We start from the raw sequence: 16059 nt of genomic DNA on the forward strand, positions 1-16059 counted from the left end.
CCGGTCAGCCCACCGACCCTTCCATCTGGAGCTCGATCAGACGGTTGAGCTCGAGCGCGTACTCCATGGGTAGCTCCTTGGCGATCGGCTCGACGAACCCGCGCACCACCATCGCCATGGCCTCGTCCTCGGTCATTCCGCGGCTCATCAGGTAGAACAGCTGATCGTCACTGACCTTCGAGACAGTGGCCTCGTGGCCCATCGTGACGTCGTCCTCACGAATGTCCACGTACGGGTAGGTGTCGCTTCGGCTGACCTGATCGACGAGCAGCGCATCGCACTTGACGGTCGACCGCGACCCGTGGGCTCCCTTGTTGATCTGGATCAGACCTCGGTACGACGTGCGTCCACCGCCACGAGCAACGGACTTGCTGACGATGTTCGAGGAGGTGTTCGGTGCCAGATGCAGCATCTTCGACCCGGTGTCCTGGTGCTGATCGGGACCGGCGAACGCCACCGACAGCACCTCGCCCTTGGCATGTTCGCCGGTCATCCACACGGCCGGGTACTTCATGGTGACCTTGGACCCGATGTTGCCGTCGATCCACTCCATGGTTGCGCCGGCTTCGGCCTTGGCACGCTTGGTCACCAGGTTGTAGACGTTGTTCGACCAGTTCTGAATGGTGGTGTAGCGGCAGCGGCCGCCCTTCTTGACGATGATCTCCACCACGGCCGAATGCAGGGAGTCCGACTTGTAGATCGGCGCGGTGCACCCCTCGACGTAGTGCACGTAGGCACCCTCGTCGACGATGATCAGCGTCCGCTCGAACTGGCCCATGTTCTCGGTGTTGATGCGGAAGTAGGCCTGCAACGGGATGTCCACGTGCACACCCGGCGGCACGTAGATGAACGATCCGCCCGACCACACCGCGGTGTTCAGTGCCGAGAACTTGTTGTCACCGGCCGGGATCACCGAGCCGAAGTACTCCTGGAAGAGCTCCGGGTGCTCCTTCAGGCCCGTGTCGGTGTCGAGGAAGATCACGCCCTGCTGCTCCAGGTCCTCGCGAATGGAGTGGTAGACGACCTCCGACTCGTACTGGGCGGCGACACCGGAGACCAGGCGCTGCTTCTCGGCCTCGGGGATGCCGAGGCGGTCGTAGGTGTTCTTGATGTCCGCAGGCAGGTCGTCCCAGGTGGCGGCCTGCTTCTCGCTCGACCGGACGAAGTACTTGATGTTGTCGAAGTCGATGCCGTCGAGATCCGAACCCCAGTTCGGCATGGGCTTGCGATCGAAGGTCCGCAACGCACGCAGTCGTGCCTCGAGCATCCATTCGGGCTCGCTCTTCTTCGCGGAGATGTCACGCACCACTGCCTCGGACAGGCCTCGCTTGGCGCTGGCGCCCGCGACGTCGGAGTCGGACCACCCATATCCGTACGTCCCCAGTGAGGCGATTGTCTCGTCCTGGGTGAGCGGCTGGGCGGGGCTGACCTGGTCGGGTGTGATGGTCATGCGAGCTCCTTCCGGAGGGGGGTCTGGGAGAGTCGCCGCGAGGAGCGGCGCCGGTCGGTGGAGCTGTCGACGCCGGGTGACGCCGAGGTTGGGACAGGAACGTGCGTGGTGCACGCGTGGTCGCCGTTGACGATGGTGGCGAGCCGCTGGACATGGGTGCCGAGAAGCTCGGCGAAGACCTCCCGCTCGGCGACGCAGAGTTCGGGGAACTCGGCGGCCACATGCGAGACCGGGCAATGATGCTGGCAGATCTGCACGCCGGAGGGTACCGAGCGAACCGATGCGGCGAACCCGGCCTCGGTGAGAGCGGCGGCGATGGCCTCCGCGGTGGCCTCGACGTCACCAGCGGTGGCCTCGACACCCGATCCCGGTGCCTCGGCAGAGACGACTGGCGACACGTCGGCCACGATCGATTCGATGCGCCGGCGCGCAAAGCTGTCGATCGCGTCGTCACCACCGATCTCACGAAGATGTCGCATGGCCGCGCCTGCCAGGTCGTCGTACGAGTGCCCGAGCCGCGCGCGACCGGCGGAGGTGATGGCGAACAACTTGGCCGGACGGCCACGACCACGCGTCGCACGCCCGCCCGCCGTGGTGATGCGAGCCTCGCCGGATTCGATGAGAGCTTCGAGATGACGGCGAACGCCCGCGGCACTCAGGCCCAGCCGTGCGGCGACCGCGGTGGCGCTGATCGGACCGTCCTCGACGAGCAACGACACGATCGACGCGCGAGTACGCCGCTCCGAGGTGGTCACCTCCACCGACTGTGCCCCGGCGATCGACTGTGCGGTTGCACCGCCGGAGCCGTTCGTAGAGGTTTTCACAACACCAGTGTGACGGAATTGCTCCCACAGTTCCACACAGGTGCTCCGCGCCACACTCGGACAGTGGTCTTGGAGTGCGCCGCGCAGTGACGATCGAGTGCGCCGCACTGTGGCGCAGCGGGGCTAGGCTCCCCCTCGTGAAGTTGCCGCCGACGATCTCGCGCACCAGGGGCGGTGCCGTCGAGATCGTCCGTCGCGTCCTCGGTCTCGACCCGGCCCCGGGTCACACCGGCGTGGCCGAATTGCACACCGTCGAGCCGGACCGACCGGGGCTCGACCGCGACGAACTCCGCATGCTGCGCGCCGTGCGACTGTTCGGGGCGACGGGTTCGGTTCTCATGGCACTGGGTGCGCTCGGCGCCGGGGCGCAACCGGTGCTCCAGAATCCGGTACAGGGGGTACGCGTACTGGGCCTGTTCGCTCGCATGCCGACGACGGCGTTGACGGTGACCGTGCTCGGCATTCTCATCGTGGTGCTGGCATGGCTGATGCTCGGGCGGTTCGCGATCGGGTCCACCCGCGTCGAGGTCTCACCTCGCCGGATCAGCCGCTCCCAGCTCGATCGAACGCTGGCCGTGTGGATCCTGCCGCTGGTGGTGGCGCCGCCGATGTTCAGCAAGGACGTGTACTCCTATCTCGCGCAGAGCGAGATCACCGCCCGCGGTCTCGACCCCTACGCCATCGGCCCGGGGCAGGCGCTCGGTCTCGACAACGTGCTCTCGCGCACCGTTCCGAACATCTGGCGCGACACCCCAGCACCATATGGTCCGCTCTTCCTGTGGATCGGCCGTGGCATCACCGCGATCACCGGTGAGAACATCGTCTTCGGGATCTTCCTGCACCGAGCTGTCGCGCTGGCCGGGGTCGCACTCATCGTCTGGGCCCTGCCCCGGCTGGCGTCGCGATGCGGGGTCTCGAGCGTCGCCGCCCTGTGGCTCGGTGCGGCCAATCCCCTGGTGCTCTTCCACCTGGTGGCGGGAATCCACAACGAGGCCCTGATGCTCGGCCTGATGCTGGCCGGTCTGGAGATCGCACTGCGAGCGATCGAATCCGACGAACCGATCCGAGGTCGGACGGCGGCACTGCTGCTCGCCGGACTGGCCCTGGTGGCACTGTCGTCCACGGTGAAGATCCCATCGCTGCTGGCGCTGGGTTTCGTGGGCATGGCCCTTGCCCGTCGGTGGGGCGCGACGATGCGTGCCGTGCTGGCATCTGCCGCCCTGCTGGCCGGCATCGCGATTACGGTGATCGTCGCCGTCAGCGCTGCGAGCGGACTCGGATTCGGCTGGGTCAACACCCTCGGCACCGCCAACGCCGTGCGGAGCTGGATGTCGTTACCCACCCTGCTCGGTCTCGCCACGGGTCGTGCCGGGGTGCTCCTGGGTATCGGCGACCACACCACGGCCGTGCTGTCCCTGACCCGACCGATCGCGTCCTTGATCGCCGGACTCATCGCCCTGAGGATGCTGATTGCGGTCCTGCGCGGGCGCCTGCATCCCATCGGCGCACTCGGCGTCTCACTGGGAGCGCTCGTGCTGCTGTTCCCGGTGGTTCAGCCCTGGTACCTGCTGTGGGCCGTCACGCCCCTCGCCGCGTGGGCAACGCGGCCGTCGTTCCGCCGACCGGTGATCGCGTTCTCGGCACTGGTGAGCGTGATCCTGATGCCGAACGGCAGCGAGTACCAGCCCTTCGTCATCGTGCAGGCCTACGTCGCCGCAGTCGTCGCCCTGTTGATCGTCCTGTTTCTCGCCCGGCACCGGCTCCCCGTAACCGGGGCGAGTAGGGCCGCAGAATCGACCCGGCCAGGACGCGCCTACGCTTGAGTACGTGACCACACTGCGTGAGAGAACCGACGCCGCTCCGGCCGTGTCGCTTCGCGGGGTCGCCAAGCGCTTCGGCTCCGCAGTGGCCGTCGACGGCCTCGACCTCACGCTGGAACGAGGTCGCGTGCTGGCACTACTGGGGCCCAACGGCGCGGGCAAGACCACCACCGTCGAGATGTGCGAAGGGTTCGTCGAGGCCGACGAGGGGACCGTCCGCGTCCTCGGCCTCGACCCCGCCACACAGTCGCACCTGCTCAAGCCGCGCGTGGGCGTCATGCTGCAGGGCGGCGGCGCGTACCCGGGGTCACGAGCCGGGGAGATGCTTCGCCTCGTCGCGTCGTACTCCGCCAACCCGCTCGATCCCGAGTGGCTGCTGTCGCGGTTGGGACTGACGGGGTCGGACCGCACCCCCTACCGGCGTCTGTCCGGCGGGCAGCAGCAACGCCTGTCCCTGGCATGTGCACTGGTGGGCCGGCCCGAGTTGGTGTTCCTCGACGAGCCGACTGCGGGCTTGGACGCGCAGGCGCGCCTGCTCGTGTGGGAACTGATCGATGCACTGCGCCGGGACGGGGTCAGTGTGTTGTTGACCACTCACCTGATGGACGAGGCCGAACAACTCGCCGACGACCTGGTGATCGTGGACCACGGTCGCGTGGTTGCCGCCGGCACACCCACCGAGATCACTCGTCAGGGTGCTGAGGGTCAGCTGCGCTTCTCCGCCCCCGCGGGGCTGGACCTGGAACTGCTGCAGACGGCACTCCCGGAAGGTTTCGACCCCGTCGAGACCTCGCCGGGCACGTACCTCGTGGAGGGCACCATAGATCCGCAGGTCTTGGCCACGGTGACCTCGTGGTGCGCCCGGATGAACGTGCTGGCGACCGACCTGCGCGTCGAGCAGCGAAGCCTCGAGGACGTCTTCCTCGAATTGACGGGACGGGATCTGCGCGGATGACCTTCGACTCCGACCGAGTGAACACCGAGCGGTCTAGCGCGACGAACAGATTCGCGCCCGGGACGTTCACGCCCGACCCGCGTGCGGCGCGGCCCGGCACGATGCTTCTCGCTCAGACGCGTATGGAGCTGATTCTGCTCCTGCGCAACGGCGAGCAACTTCTGCTCACGATGCTCATTCCGATCACCCTGCTGATCGGACTGTCGCTGCTGCCGTTCGGTGACCTCGGTGCTCAGCGCGTCGACTCCGTGGTCCCGGCGGTGATGACCGTGGCCGTGATGTCCACCGCCTTCACCGGCCAAGCCATCGCAGTGGGTTTCGACCGTCGCTACGGGGCGCTCAAGCGCATCGGGGCGACAGCCCTGCCGACCTGGGGAATCATCGCCGGCAAGTCCGCGGCGGTGGTGATCGTGGTGACGCTGCAGGCCACCGTTCTCGGCGCCATCGGCGCCGCCCTGGGTTGGCGTCCGAGCATCAGCGGTTTGGCCATCGGCGCCGTCATGATCGCACTCGGAACGCTCACCTTCGCAGCCATGGGTCTGTTGCTGGGCGGAACACTGCGAGCGGAGATCGTGCTGGCCGTGGCCAACATCGCCTGGTTCGTGATGGTCGGTGTGGCCAGTGCGATCTTCGCCACGGACACCCTGCCGACGGCAGTTCATACCGTCGTGCGTCTGGTTCCGTCCGGTGCGCTGGCCGAAGCGCTCGAGCAGGCCCTGGCAGGTTCTTTCGACGTGTTCGGCGTACTGGTACTGCTGGGATGGGCGGCGCTCAGTGGATGGCTGGCCACACGCCGGTTCACGTTCGTCTGATCCCGGCCCGATCAACCCCCCGCCCCGATCAGCCCCACGGCACTCGCTCTGAGGGCGTGTGACCAGGGCCGCGTGGGTGGACGACGATTGCGAACTACGATCGAAGCCGTGCTGTATCGACAATTCCTCCGCGTCGTAGATCTCGTTCCGCTGCCCAGCGTTCGGACACAACGCGTGATCGCGCTCCTGGTTGTGCTCACCCAGGCAGGGATCTCGGTGACCGGAGCGATCGTGCGCGTGACCGCCTCCGGTCTCGGCTGCCCCACCTGGCCGCAGTGTTTCCCCGGCAGCTTCACGCCGATCGGCGTCTCCGAGGTTCCCTTCGTGCATCAGGCTGTCGAATTCGGCAACCGCATGCTCACGTTCCTCGTGGTGCTCACCGCTGCAGCGGTGGTTATTGCCGTCACCCGCGCACGCCGCCGTCGGGAGGTCCTGGCGTATGCGTGGATGATGCCGGGCGGCACGGTCCTGCAGGCGGTCATCGGCGGAATCACCGTGCTCACAGGTCTGCTCTGGTGGACGGTCGCGCTGCATCTGCTGGTGTCCATGCTGATGGTCTGGCTGGCCACGATCCTCTACGTCAAGGTCGGTCGGCCCGACGACGGCACCGAGATCGCCGCGGTGCCCGCCCCCCTGCGCGCGCTCACCGCTCTGAGCGCGGTCGCTCTGTCCGGCGTGTTGGTGGCGGGAACGATGGTCACCGGGGCAGGTCCACACGCCGGGGACGCCAGTATCGACAAGCCCGTCCCACGTCTCGAGATCGAGATCGTCACACTCGTGCATGCGCACTCGCAGCTGTTGGTGGGCTACGGCGCGCTGCTGGTGGGCTTGGCGTTCGGCCTCTATGCGGTCGGTGCACCGGCTCGAGTGAAGAAGCAGTTGGGCGTTCTGCTCGCGCTCGTGGCAGCGCAGTCACTGGTGGGTGTCGTGCAGTACTTCACCGGTGTGCCCGAAGTACTGGTCGCCGTGCACGTCGCCGGTGCCGCGGCGTGCGTCGCCGCCACCGCCGCTCTGTGGACGGCCACGCGTGACCGCGAGCGGGTGGAGACCGTTCCGGTGGCCGTCGACGATGACGGGGCCCAGAATGCGCCGGCCGCGGTCCGGTGAGTAGCGGCGTCGCCGATTACCGCTCGTTGCGCGCAGCAGGGAACCGCGTCGATCGCGCGACCCATCCCGCCATCTTCGCCCAGTGACCGGTGCGCGGGGTCACCGTCGAGGTCAACTCGAGATCCCATTCGGCCCGCTCCAGGTTCGCCACGGCGGCGATCACCGCGTCTGCGGTGGCCAGGTCGGCAACCATGCGGTCACCGAGCACGCCATCGGCGCCGACCAGCGTCAGTCGAACACCTGCACGGCCCACTGGCTGTGCCACCACCCGAGCTGATCCGCCGTGGGCAGCGATGAACGACTCGATTGCCGAAACCGTGGCCGAGGGGGCTGTTGGAGAGGGTGCGCCGGCCGTATCCGCGCTCATGCTCGTCATGAGTGTGAAGGATAGTCGGGTGTAGAACGGATCCATGCATGCCGTGATGGTCGAGCGCACCGGTGGTCCCGACGTCCTCAACTACACCGAGGTGCACGACCCTGTACCCGGGCCGGGAGAACTGCTGGTCGAGGTGGCCGCCGCGGGGGTGAACTTCATCGACACCTACTTCAGATCGGGGATGTACCCGCGCGAGCTCCCCTACGTCGCAGGTGAGGAGGGCGCCGGCAGGGTCGTCGCGGTCGGTGCGGGTGTGAGTGAGTTCTCGGTGGGCGAGACGGTCGCCTGGTGCTCGGTACGGGGCAGCTACGCCGAACTCGCCGTGGTCCCCGCAGCATCCGCCCTACCCGTGCCCGCCGACCTCGCCATGCCGGTGGCGGCGTCGGCGCTCCTGCAGGGGATGACGGCGCACTATCTGATCAACTCGACCTTCCCCGTCCAACCCGGGCAGACCGTTCTCGCGCACGCGGGCGCGGGCGGGGTGGGGCTGCTGCTGATCCAGATGGCCAAGGCGAAAGGGGCCACGGTGATCACCACCGTCTCCACCGACGAGAAGGCCGACCTTGCCCGCCGCGCGGGCGCCGATCATGTTCTGCGCTACGACGACGACATCGCCGGGGTGGCGAAGGACCTCACCGGCGGCGAGGGTGTACACGCGGTGTTCGACGGGGTCGGCGCCTCCACGTTCGAGGCCGGCCTGGCATCGCTGCGCGTACGGGGAACACTCGCGGTGTTCGGGGCGGCCAGCGGGCCGGTCCCTCCGTTCGATCTCCAACGACTGAACGGGCTCGGATCCCTGGTGGTCACCAGGCCGTCGCTGGCCCACTACACGCGCGATCGGGAGGAGTTGACCTGGCGCGGCGAGGAAGTGCTCGGCGCTCTCGCGTCGGGTTCGATCGAACTGACCGTGGGTGCCACCTACCCGCTGGACTCCGCCGCGCGTGCCCACACCGACCTCGAGGAACGGCGAACCACTGGTTCGATCGTGCTCCTGCCGTGAGGTCTCAGCCGAGGAAGGAGCTGATGGTGGGTAGGCCGAGGACAGAGTCCACGGCCAAGCCGAGGAACACCACGGCCAGGTAGTTGTTGGACTGCAGGAACAACCGCAGGGGGCGTACCGACTCGCCGCGACGAACACCGGCATGGAGCTGGTGCGCCATCAGCAGGAACCACGCGCCGGCCACGAGCGTCACCGCCGCGTACACCGCGCCGGCAGCCGGCACGAGGGCGAACGTCGAGGCAACGGTGAGCCAGGTGTAGATCACGATCTGCTTGGTGACGGTTCGCTCGGTGGCCACCACCGGCAGCATCGGCACACCGGCGGCCGCGTAGTCGTCCTTGTAGCGCATGGCCAGGGCCCAGGTGTGCGGCGGAGTCCAGAAGAAGATGACCAGGAACAGCACGATGGCCTGCCATCCGATGGTTCCGGTGACGGCCGCCCAGCCGACCAGGACGGGCATACATCCCGCCGCACCACCCCACACCACGTTCTGCGACGTACGACGCTTGAGACCCAGGGTGTAGACGAAGACGTAGAACAGGATCGTCCCGACGACGAGGACGCCGGCCAGCAGGTTGGTCGACCACCACAGCCACAGGAACGACGCCAGGCCCAGTGCGGTACCGAAGACGAAGGCATGCGAAGTGGGCACCGCCGAGCGCGCCAGTGGCCGCCGCTCGGTGCGCTTCATCAGCTTGTCGATATCGGCATCGGCGACACAGTTGAGGGTGTTGGCGCTCGCGGCTCCCATCCACCCGCCGAACAATGTGGCCAACACGAGAGCGAGATCGACGCGCCCCCGATCGGCGAGCAGCATCGTCGGGATCGTTGCGACAAGCAGGAGTTCGATGACCCGCGGCTTGGTCAGTGCGAGGTAGGCCAGAACGGTGTTGCGAACGCGAATGAGGACGGGCGCTCCGCCGTCCTGCGGCGATCTCGGTGTCTCGGTGACCCCGTGTCCGCCGGGCCTCTGCCCCATCCGCACGCGGCTCTCCCTACGTTCATCTCGGTCGGGCCGTGACGCGGCCGTCGGGCTGCTCCGACGGATCCACTAGGGACCGGCCGGACTACTACAGACCATGGTAGACGCCGACCGCACCCGCTCCGAACTCGCATCCGCGACCCGTGGCGGAGGTGGGTCGCACCGAGCGGCCCGACGGAACTAGGGTGTCAGGCGAGCACGCCCGCTCGGCTCCATCCACCCCCGTCAGGAGATTCCGCTCGTGTCGATCACAGACGACGTTTCCGTCCTCACTCGGGCGCATCACCCCGACGACTGGTCCGATCTCGACACCCGTGCCGTCGACACCGCTCGTGTCCTGGCGGCGGACGCGGTGCAGAAGGTCGGCAACGGGCACCCCGGCACCGCCATGAGCCTGGCGCCACTGGCCTACACCCTCTTTCAGCGGTCGATGCGCCACGACCCGTCCGACACGCAGTGGATCGGCCGCGATCGGTTCGTCCTCTCCTGCGGGCACTCGAGCCTGACCCTGTACATCCAGCTCTATCTCGGCGGTTTCGGCCTCGAACTCGCCGACATCGAGGCGCTGCGCACCAAAGGATCGAAGACTCCGGGGCACCCCGAGTACGGCCACACCGCCGGCGTCGAGATGACCACCGGCCCTTTGGGGCAGGGCCTGGCGTCCGCAGTCGGGATGGCGATGGCCTCGCGTCGCGAGCGCGGGCTGTTCGACCCCGAACCGGAGCTGGGAGCGAGCCCGTTCGATCACCACATCTATGTGATCGCCTCCGACGGCGACATCCAGGAAGGTGTGACCTCCGAGGCGTCGTCCCTGGCCGGGACGCAGCAGTTGGGCAATCTGATCGTCTTCTACGACGACAACAAGATCTCCATCGAGCACTCCACCGACATCGCGCTGTCGGAGGACGTCGCCGCTCGGTACGCCGCGTACGGATGGCACGTGCAGGTGGTGATCGGCGGTGAGAACGTCACCGGTATCGAGGAGGCCGTCGCCGCGGCGAAGGCTGTCACCGACAAGCCGTCGATCATCCTGCTGCGCACCATCATCGGCTTCCCCGCACCGACCAAGATGAACACCGGCGGGGTGCACGGATCAGCGCTCGGCGCGCCGGAGATCGTGGAGGTCAAGAAGATTCTCGGGTTCGATCCGGAGAAGAACTTCGAAGTCGGCGCAGAGGTGATCGCACACACCCGCGGCCTCGTCGGTCGAGGCGCCGCCGCTCGCGCTGCCTGGGAGGAGCAGTTCGCGGCATGGGCAGCGCGCGAACCCGAGCGCAAGGCTCTGCTCGACCGGCTCACCGCGGGTGCGCTTCCCGAGGGATGGGACGCGGGCCTGCCCACGTGGGAGCCCGGCACGAAGGCGGTCGCCACCCGAGCTGCGTCCGGCGAGACCCTGGCCGCACTGGGCCCGGTTCTGCCCGAGTTGTGGGGCGGCTCCGCCGATCTCGCCGGCAGCAACAACACCACCATCAAGGGCGCGCTGTCGTTCGGCCCCACCTCGATCTCCACCGACGACTGGACCGCCGAACCATACGGCCGCACGTTGCATTTCGGCATCCGCGAGCACGCCATGGGCGCCATCCTCAACGGCATCGTGCTGCACGGACCCACCCGCGCGTACGGCGGAACATTCATGCAGTTCAGCGATTACATGCGTCCGTCCGTTCGCCTCGCCGCGCTGATGGATATCGACCCCATCTACGTCTGGACCCACGACTCCATCGGCCTCGGTGAGGACGGCCCCACCCACCAGCCGGTCGAGCACCTGGCTGCCCTGCGTGCCATTCCCAACCTCGCGGTGGTCCGACCGGCCGACGCGAACGAGACCGCCTTCGCCTGGCGAGCGGTGATCGCGCGGTCGTCGAGCACAGGGCCGGTGGGACTTGCTCTCACACGTCAGGGCGTCCCGGTGCTGGCCGGAACGTCGAGCGAGGGCGTCGCAAGGGGCGGTTACGTCCTCGTCGAGTCGTCGACGGCCGAGCCTCAGGTCGTCCTGATCGGAACCGGGTCCGAACTTGCCCTCGCAGTCGACGCCGCCGCTGTGCTCGAGTCGGAGGGGATCGGCACCCGCGTGGTGTCGATGCCGTGCTTGGAATGGTTCGAAGCGCAGGATCAGGGGTATCGGGACAGTGTGCTCCCACCCGCCGTCCGTGCCCGCGTCAGCGTGGAGGCCGGCATCGCGATGCCGTGGTACCGACTCGTCGGTGACGCAGGCGAAATCGTCTCACTCGAGCACTTCGGCGAATCCGCGGACGACAAGACTCTGTTCCGCGACTACGGCTTCACTGCCGAGGCCGTCGCGGCGGCAGCCCGCAGATCCATCACCGCGGCGGCAGCCCGCAGATCCATTACCGTCGCAGAGGGACAGGCACAGTCATGAGCGAGAACACCTCTTCCCAGAACCCCGCACTCGCAGCCCTGTCGGAGGCCGGAGTCTCGGTGTGGCTCGATGACCTCTCACGCGAGCGCATCGAGACCGGAAACCTGCAGGAGCTCATCGACTCGAGGTCGGTCGTCGGCGTCACCACGAATCCGTCGATCTTCCAGGCGGCACTGAGCAACGGGTCCGCGTATCGCGATCAGATCGAGGAACTGGCCAGGCGCGGCGCCGACGTCGAGGCGACCATCCGCACGGTCACCACCGATGACGTGCGGCGCGCGTGCGACATCTTCGCTCCCGTGTTCGCGTCCTCCGCCGGAGTGGACGGGCGGGTGTCCATCGAAGTCGATCCGCGGCTGGCCCACGACACCGACGGCACGGTGGCTCAGGCCATCGAGTTGTGGAAGATCGTCGACCGACCGAACCTGCTGATCAAGATCCCCGCCACCGAGGCCGGCATCCCGGCTATCGCGCGTGTGCTCGCCGAGGGCATCAGTGTCAACGTCACCCTGATCTTCTCCGTCGAGCGCTACGAGGCCGTGATGGATGCCTACCTCGACGGGTTGGCGGCCGCCACGGCGGCTGGTCACGACCTGGCGAAGGTCCATTCGGTGGCGTCGTTCTTCGTCTCGCGTGTCGATACCGAGATCGACGCTCGTCTGCGCGCGATCGGGACTCCTGCGGCCACGGACCTGCTGGGCAGGGCTGCGCTGGCCAACGCGCGTCTGGCGTACGCCGCCTACCGGAAGGTGTTCGAGACCGGCGGCCGGTTCGGCGATCTCGCCGCACTCGGCGCTGCCGCGCAGCGCCCTCTGTGGGCCTCGACCGGAGTGAAGGATCCGGCATACCCCGACACCCTCTACGTTTCGGAGTTGGTAGCACCGAACACGGTCAACACGATGCCCGAGAAGACGATGCAGGCGTTCGCCGACCACGGAGAGGTCACCGGCGACACCGTCTCCGGCACCGAGTCCGAGTCCGCGGCGGTCTTCGCTGCCCTCGGTGAGGTCGGGATCGACCTCGCGGACGTCTTCGCTGTTCTCGAATCCGAGGGAGTCGAGAAGTTCGAGTCGGCCTGGACCGAACTGATCGAGGCCACCGAAGAGCAACTGAACTCCGTCGACCGGGGCTGAGACCATGCCGACGTCGGACTCCGACTGGATCAACCCGCTGCGCGACCCCCGCGACAAGCGACTGCCGCTCATCGCCGGTCCGTGCAGCATGGTGATCTTCGGTGTCACCGGCGATCTGTCCCGCAAGAAGCTGATGCCCGCGGTCTACGATCTTGCCAACCGCGGACTCCTGCCGCCCGGCTTCGCGCTGGTGGGCTTCGCCCGTCGGGACTGGGCGGATCAGGACTTCGCCCGGGTGGTTCACGACTCGGTCCGGGAGCACGCGCGTACACCGTTCCGCGAGAGCGTCTGGGCGCGGTTGTCCGAGGGCATTCGGTTCGTCCAGGGGACCTTCGACGACTCCGCGAGTTTTCAGACGCTGGTGCAGACCCTCGAGACCCTCGACACCGAGCGCGGGACGGGCGGCAACCACGCCTTCTATCTCTCGATCCCCCCGGGGGCCTTTCCCGTCGTGCTCGAGCAACTCTCGAAGTCCGGCCTGGCCGCGGGCGTCGGCACAGGTGCCGCCGATACGAGCGAGCCGTGGCGTCGGGTGGTGATCGAGAAGCCGTTCGGTCACGATCTGGAGAGCGCGAAGGCTCTCAACACCATCGTCAATCGCGTGTTTCCCGAGGACAAGGTGTTCCGTATCGATCACTACCTCGGCAAGGAGACGGTGCAGAACATTCTCGCGCTGCGCTTCGCGAACCAGCTGTTCGATCCGATCTGGAACTCCCACTACGTCGACCACGTTCAGATCACGATGGCCGAGGACATCGGACTCGGCGGCCGAGCCGGCTACTACGACGGGATCGGTGCCGCGCGCGACGTCATCCAGAATCACCTCCTGCAGCTCCTCGCGATCACCGCGATGGAGGAACCGGTCAGCTTCGGACCGGCCGAACTTCAGGCAGAGAAGATCAAGGTGCTCTCGGCCACCCGCCTCGCAGTTCCCTACGCCGAGACCGCCGCCCGCGGCCAGTACGTCGAGGGCTGGCAGGGCAGCCAGAAGGTGCTCGGGCTGAAGGACGAGGAGGGCTTCGACCCCGAGTCGACCACCGAGACGTACGCAGCGATCACGCTGGAGGTGGACACCCGACGTTGGGGCGGGGTGCCGTTCTACCTGCGTACCGGCAAGTGTCTGGGGCGCCGGGTCACCGAGATCGCCGTCGTGTTCAAACGCGCACCGCACCTGCCCTTCGACGCAACGATGACCGAGGAACTCGGCCAGAACGCGCTGGTGATCCGCGTGCAACCGGACGAGGGCGTGACCATGCGCTTCGGCTCCAAGGTGCCCGGCTCCGGCATGGAGGTCCGCGACGTCAGCATGGACTTCAGCTACGGGCAGGCGTTCACCGAGTCCTCTCCGGAAGCGTACGAACGCCTGATCCTCGATGTGCTTCTCGGCGAGCCGTCGCTGTTCCCGGTCAACGCGGAGGTCGAGCTGTCCTGGAAGATCCTCGATCCAATCCTCGAGTACTGGTCGCAGGGAGGCGTCGCCGATCCGTACCCGGCCGGCACGTGGGGTCCGGAATCGGCGAACGCGATGATGCGCCGCACCGGACGCGAATGGAGAAGGCCATGATCGTCGATCTCCCGGACACCACGACCGGCGCGGTGTCCAAGCGCCTGGTCGAGATCCGCGAGTCCGGGGGCGCAGTCACCCTCGGCCGGGTGCTGAACCTGGTGGTGCTGGTGCGAGCGCCGGACACCTTCGAGGACGCGATCGAGGCCGCGAACGTCGCCAGCCGTGAACATCCGTGCCGGGTAATCGTTCTCGAACCGGGCGATCGCGCTGCCGCCACCGGACTCGACGCTCAGATTCGGGTGGGCGGCGACGCCGGCGCCTCGGAAGTGGTGGTGCTACGGCTCCGCGGTGAGCTCGCCGATCACGAGGACAGTGTCGTGGTGCCCTTCCTTCTCCCGGACACCCCCGTCGTGGCGTGGTGGCCGGACGAACCGCCGGCGGTTCCGGCTCAGGATCCCGTCGGCCGGTTGGCTCTACGCCGCATCACCGATGCGACGAACTCACCGGACCCGCGAGCAGCGATCACCGGTCGCCTCGCCTCGTTCACCCAGGGCGATTCCGACCTCGCGTGGAGCCGGGTGACCTACTGGCGCGGACTGATCACCTCCGAGCTCGACCAGCACCGCGGCGCCACAGTGCAGTCGGTGACCGTGTCGGGCCTGGCGGACGAACCCGCGCTCGACGTTCTCGCCGGGTGGCTCGCCGCCCGGCTCGACGCACCCGTCTCCAGAGCCGCCGGCGAACTGTTCGTCGAGGTCACACTCAGCGACGCGCACTTTCGCATCGCCCGTCCCCAGCGTGGCCTGACGGCCACCCTCACCCGCTCGGGCATGCCCGACGCCAGGGTGTCACTGGCGCGGCGCGACACCAGTGACTGTCTGGCCGAGGAACTCCGGCGGCTCGACAACGACGAGGTGTATCGCGATGCGCTGGCCGGCATCGGGAAGGTGATCTATGTCTGAGCAGGTGGTGGTGTCGGATGCCGTCGAACTGGCACGGGTAGCAGCCCGGCGGCTGGTAGCGGTGATCGAGAAGGCTCAGGCCGAACGAGGCGTCGCCACGGTTGTCCTCACCGGCGGCGGCACCGGCATCGCCGTGTTGGCCGCGCTTCGCGAAGACCCCGGAGCAATCGATTTCACTGCGCTGGATCTGTTCTTCGGTGACGAGCGCTTTCTGCCCGAGGGCGATCGGGAGCGCAACTACGTGCAGGCGCGAGCGGCTCTGCTCGACCACGTTCCGGTGGATCCCGGGCGTATCCATCCCATGGCACCCTCGGACGGGCCGCTCGGCGACGATCCGGCATCGGCAGCCGCGGAGTACGAGCAGGAACTCGCCGTACACCTGGATTCGGATCGAACACTCGACGTGCACCTGTTGGGGATGGGCGGCGAGGGGCACATCAACTCCCTCTTCCCCCACACCGATGCGGTGCGCGAGTCCGACCGTCTGGTGGTTGCGGTGACCGACTCGCCGAAGCCGCCGCCTGTGCGAGTGACATTGACCCTGCCTGCGGTTAGACGGGCACGCCGAGTCTGGCTGTTGGTGGCCAGCGAGAACAAGGCCGAGGCGGTGGCGGCGGCCATCGGCGGCGCGGATGCCGTGGACGTGCCGGCTGCGGGCGCAATGGGTACCGACGAGACGGTGTGGTTCCTCGACGAGGCCGCGGCCTCGCACCTATCCCGCTGAGTGTGTGAGCCGCGCCCTCACCCTTCT

14 protein-coding genes are annotated in these 16059 nt (G+C 67.6%); 10 read left to right on the plus strand and 4 right to left on the minus strand.

Annotated elements, in window-relative coordinates:
* Positions 1–4 precede the first annotated feature (4 nt).
* The gene (gene sufB / locus ACY48E_RS06690; RefSeq protein WP_462871357.1) at positions 5–1450 is read right to left on the minus strand and encodes a Fe-S cluster assembly protein SufB; all 1446 of its coding nucleotides are present in this window, start codon (positions 1448–1450) and stop codon (positions 5–7) included.
* Positions 1447–2274 (minus strand): helix-turn-helix transcriptional regulator, encoded by an 828-nt coding sequence (locus ACY48E_RS06695; RefSeq protein ID WP_462871359.1) that lies wholly within the window; start codon positions 2272–2274, stop codon positions 1447–1449. Before ACY48E_RS06695 ends, sufB begins: the two co-directional genes overlap by 4 nt.
* Before the next feature lie 137 nt (positions 2275–2411).
* Here ACY48E_RS06695 and mptB point away from each other — a divergent pair, with 137 nt between their 5' ends.
* The 4 genes from mptB (at position 2412) to ACY48E_RS06715 (ending at position 6968) form a co-directional block, all read left to right on the plus strand.
* Positions 2412–4097, plus strand: coding sequence for a polyprenol phosphomannose-dependent alpha 1,6 mannosyltransferase MptB (gene mptB, locus ACY48E_RS06700; protein WP_462871360.1), 1686 nt, complete (start codon positions 2412–2414; stop codon positions 4095–4097).
* A gap of 4 nt (positions 4098–4101) precedes the next feature.
* The gene (locus ACY48E_RS06705) at positions 4102–5049 is read left to right on the plus strand and encodes an ABC transporter ATP-binding protein (protein ID WP_462871361.1); all 948 of its coding nucleotides are present in this window, start codon (positions 4102–4104) and stop codon (positions 5047–5049) included.
* Positions 5046–5861 (plus strand): ABC transporter permease, encoded by an 816-nt coding sequence (locus ACY48E_RS06710; RefSeq protein WP_462871362.1) that lies wholly within the window; start codon positions 5046–5048, stop codon positions 5859–5861. Before ACY48E_RS06705 ends, ACY48E_RS06710 begins: the two co-directional genes overlap by 4 nt.
* A gap of 108 nt (positions 5862–5969) precedes the next feature.
* On the plus strand, positions 5970–6968 hold the full coding sequence (locus ACY48E_RS06715; RefSeq protein ID WP_462871364.1) for a COX15/CtaA family protein: 999 nt from the start codon (positions 5970–5972) through the stop codon (positions 6966–6968).
* A 16-nt stretch (positions 6969–6984) separates the two neighbouring features.
* On the opposite strand, the gene ACY48E_RS06720 is transcribed toward ACY48E_RS06715, so the two are convergent.
* Positions 6985–7335, minus strand: a complete 351-nt coding sequence (locus ACY48E_RS06720; RefSeq protein WP_462871527.1) for a hypothetical protein — start codon at positions 7333–7335, stop codon at positions 6985–6987.
* A 43-nt stretch (positions 7336–7378) separates the two neighbouring features.
* Between ACY48E_RS06720 and ACY48E_RS06725 the strand changes: the two genes are divergently transcribed.
* Positions 7379–8344 carry a quinone oxidoreductase family protein gene (locus tag ACY48E_RS06725; protein WP_462871365.1) on the plus strand — a complete coding sequence of 322 codons (966 nt, stop codon included), beginning with the start codon at positions 7379–7381 and terminating at the stop codon, positions 8342–8344.
* A gap of 4 nt (positions 8345–8348) precedes the next feature.
* Here ACY48E_RS06725 and ACY48E_RS06730 read toward each other — a convergent pair whose 3' ends face one another.
* Entirely contained in the window at positions 8349–9329 is a 981-nt protein-coding gene (locus ACY48E_RS06730) for a heme o synthase (RefSeq protein WP_462871367.1), read from the minus strand.
* A 238-nt stretch (positions 9330–9567) separates the two neighbouring features.
* Between ACY48E_RS06730 and tkt the strand changes: the two genes are divergently transcribed.
* Genes tkt through pgl form a run of 5 tightly spaced genes read left to right on the plus strand, consistent with a single transcriptional unit; the run spans position 9568 to position 16032 of the window.
* Positions 9568–11706, plus strand: coding sequence for a transketolase (gene tkt, locus ACY48E_RS06735; RefSeq protein ID WP_462871368.1), 2139 nt, complete (start codon positions 9568–9570; stop codon positions 11704–11706).
* Complete coding sequence (tal, locus tag ACY48E_RS06740; RefSeq protein WP_462871369.1) at positions 11703–12839, plus strand: transaldolase; 1137 nt, start codon at positions 11703–11705, stop codon at positions 12837–12839. The genes tkt and tal overlap by 4 nt, the downstream gene beginning before the upstream one ends.
* A 4-nt stretch (positions 12840–12843) precedes the next feature.
* Positions 12844–14403, plus strand: a complete 1560-nt coding sequence (zwf, locus tag ACY48E_RS06745; RefSeq protein WP_462871370.1) for a glucose-6-phosphate dehydrogenase — start codon at positions 12844–12846, stop codon at positions 14401–14403.
* A complete protein-coding gene (opcA, locus tag ACY48E_RS06750) occupies positions 14400–15308 on the plus strand; it encodes a glucose-6-phosphate dehydrogenase assembly protein OpcA (RefSeq protein WP_462871371.1) in 909 nt (302 codons plus the stop codon). Before zwf ends, opcA begins: the two co-directional genes overlap by 4 nt.
* On the plus strand, positions 15301–16032 hold the full coding sequence (gene pgl, locus ACY48E_RS06755; protein WP_462871372.1) for a 6-phosphogluconolactonase: 732 nt from the start codon (positions 15301–15303) through the stop codon (positions 16030–16032). Before opcA ends, pgl begins: the two co-directional genes overlap by 8 nt.
* Positions 16033–16059: the final 27 nt, after the last annotated feature.

The sequence above is a fragment of the Rhodococcus sp. AZ1 genome (assembly GCF_054979605.1).

Coding starts and splice junctions, on each gene's coding strand:
- ACY48E_RS06710 (WP_462871362.1), top strand. CDS start 5,046: ATGACCTTCGACTCCGACCGAGTGAACACCGAGCGGTCTAGCGCGACG.
- tal (WP_462871369.1), top strand. CDS start 11,703: ATGAGCGAGAACACCTCTTCCCAGAACCCCGCACTCGCAGCCCTGTCG.
- zwf (WP_462871370.1), top strand. CDS start 12,844: ATGCCGACGTCGGACTCCGACTGGATCAACCCGCTGCGCGACCCCCGC.
- opcA (WP_462871371.1), top strand. CDS start 14,400: ATGATCGTCGATCTCCCGGACACCACGACCGGCGCGGTGTCCAAGCGC.
- sufB (WP_462871357.1), bottom strand. CDS start 1,450: ATGACCATCACACCCGACCAGGTCAGCCCCGCCCAGCCGCTCACCCAG.
- ACY48E_RS06725 (WP_462871365.1), top strand. CDS start 7,379: ATGCATGCCGTGATGGTCGAGCGCACCGGTGGTCCCGACGTCCTCAAC.
- ACY48E_RS06720 (WP_462871527.1), bottom strand. CDS start 7,335: ATGAGCGCGGATACGGCCGGCGCACCCTCTCCAACAGCCCCCTCGGCC.
- pgl (WP_462871372.1), top strand. CDS start 15,301: ATGTCTGAGCAGGTGGTGGTGTCGGATGCCGTCGAACTGGCACGGGTA.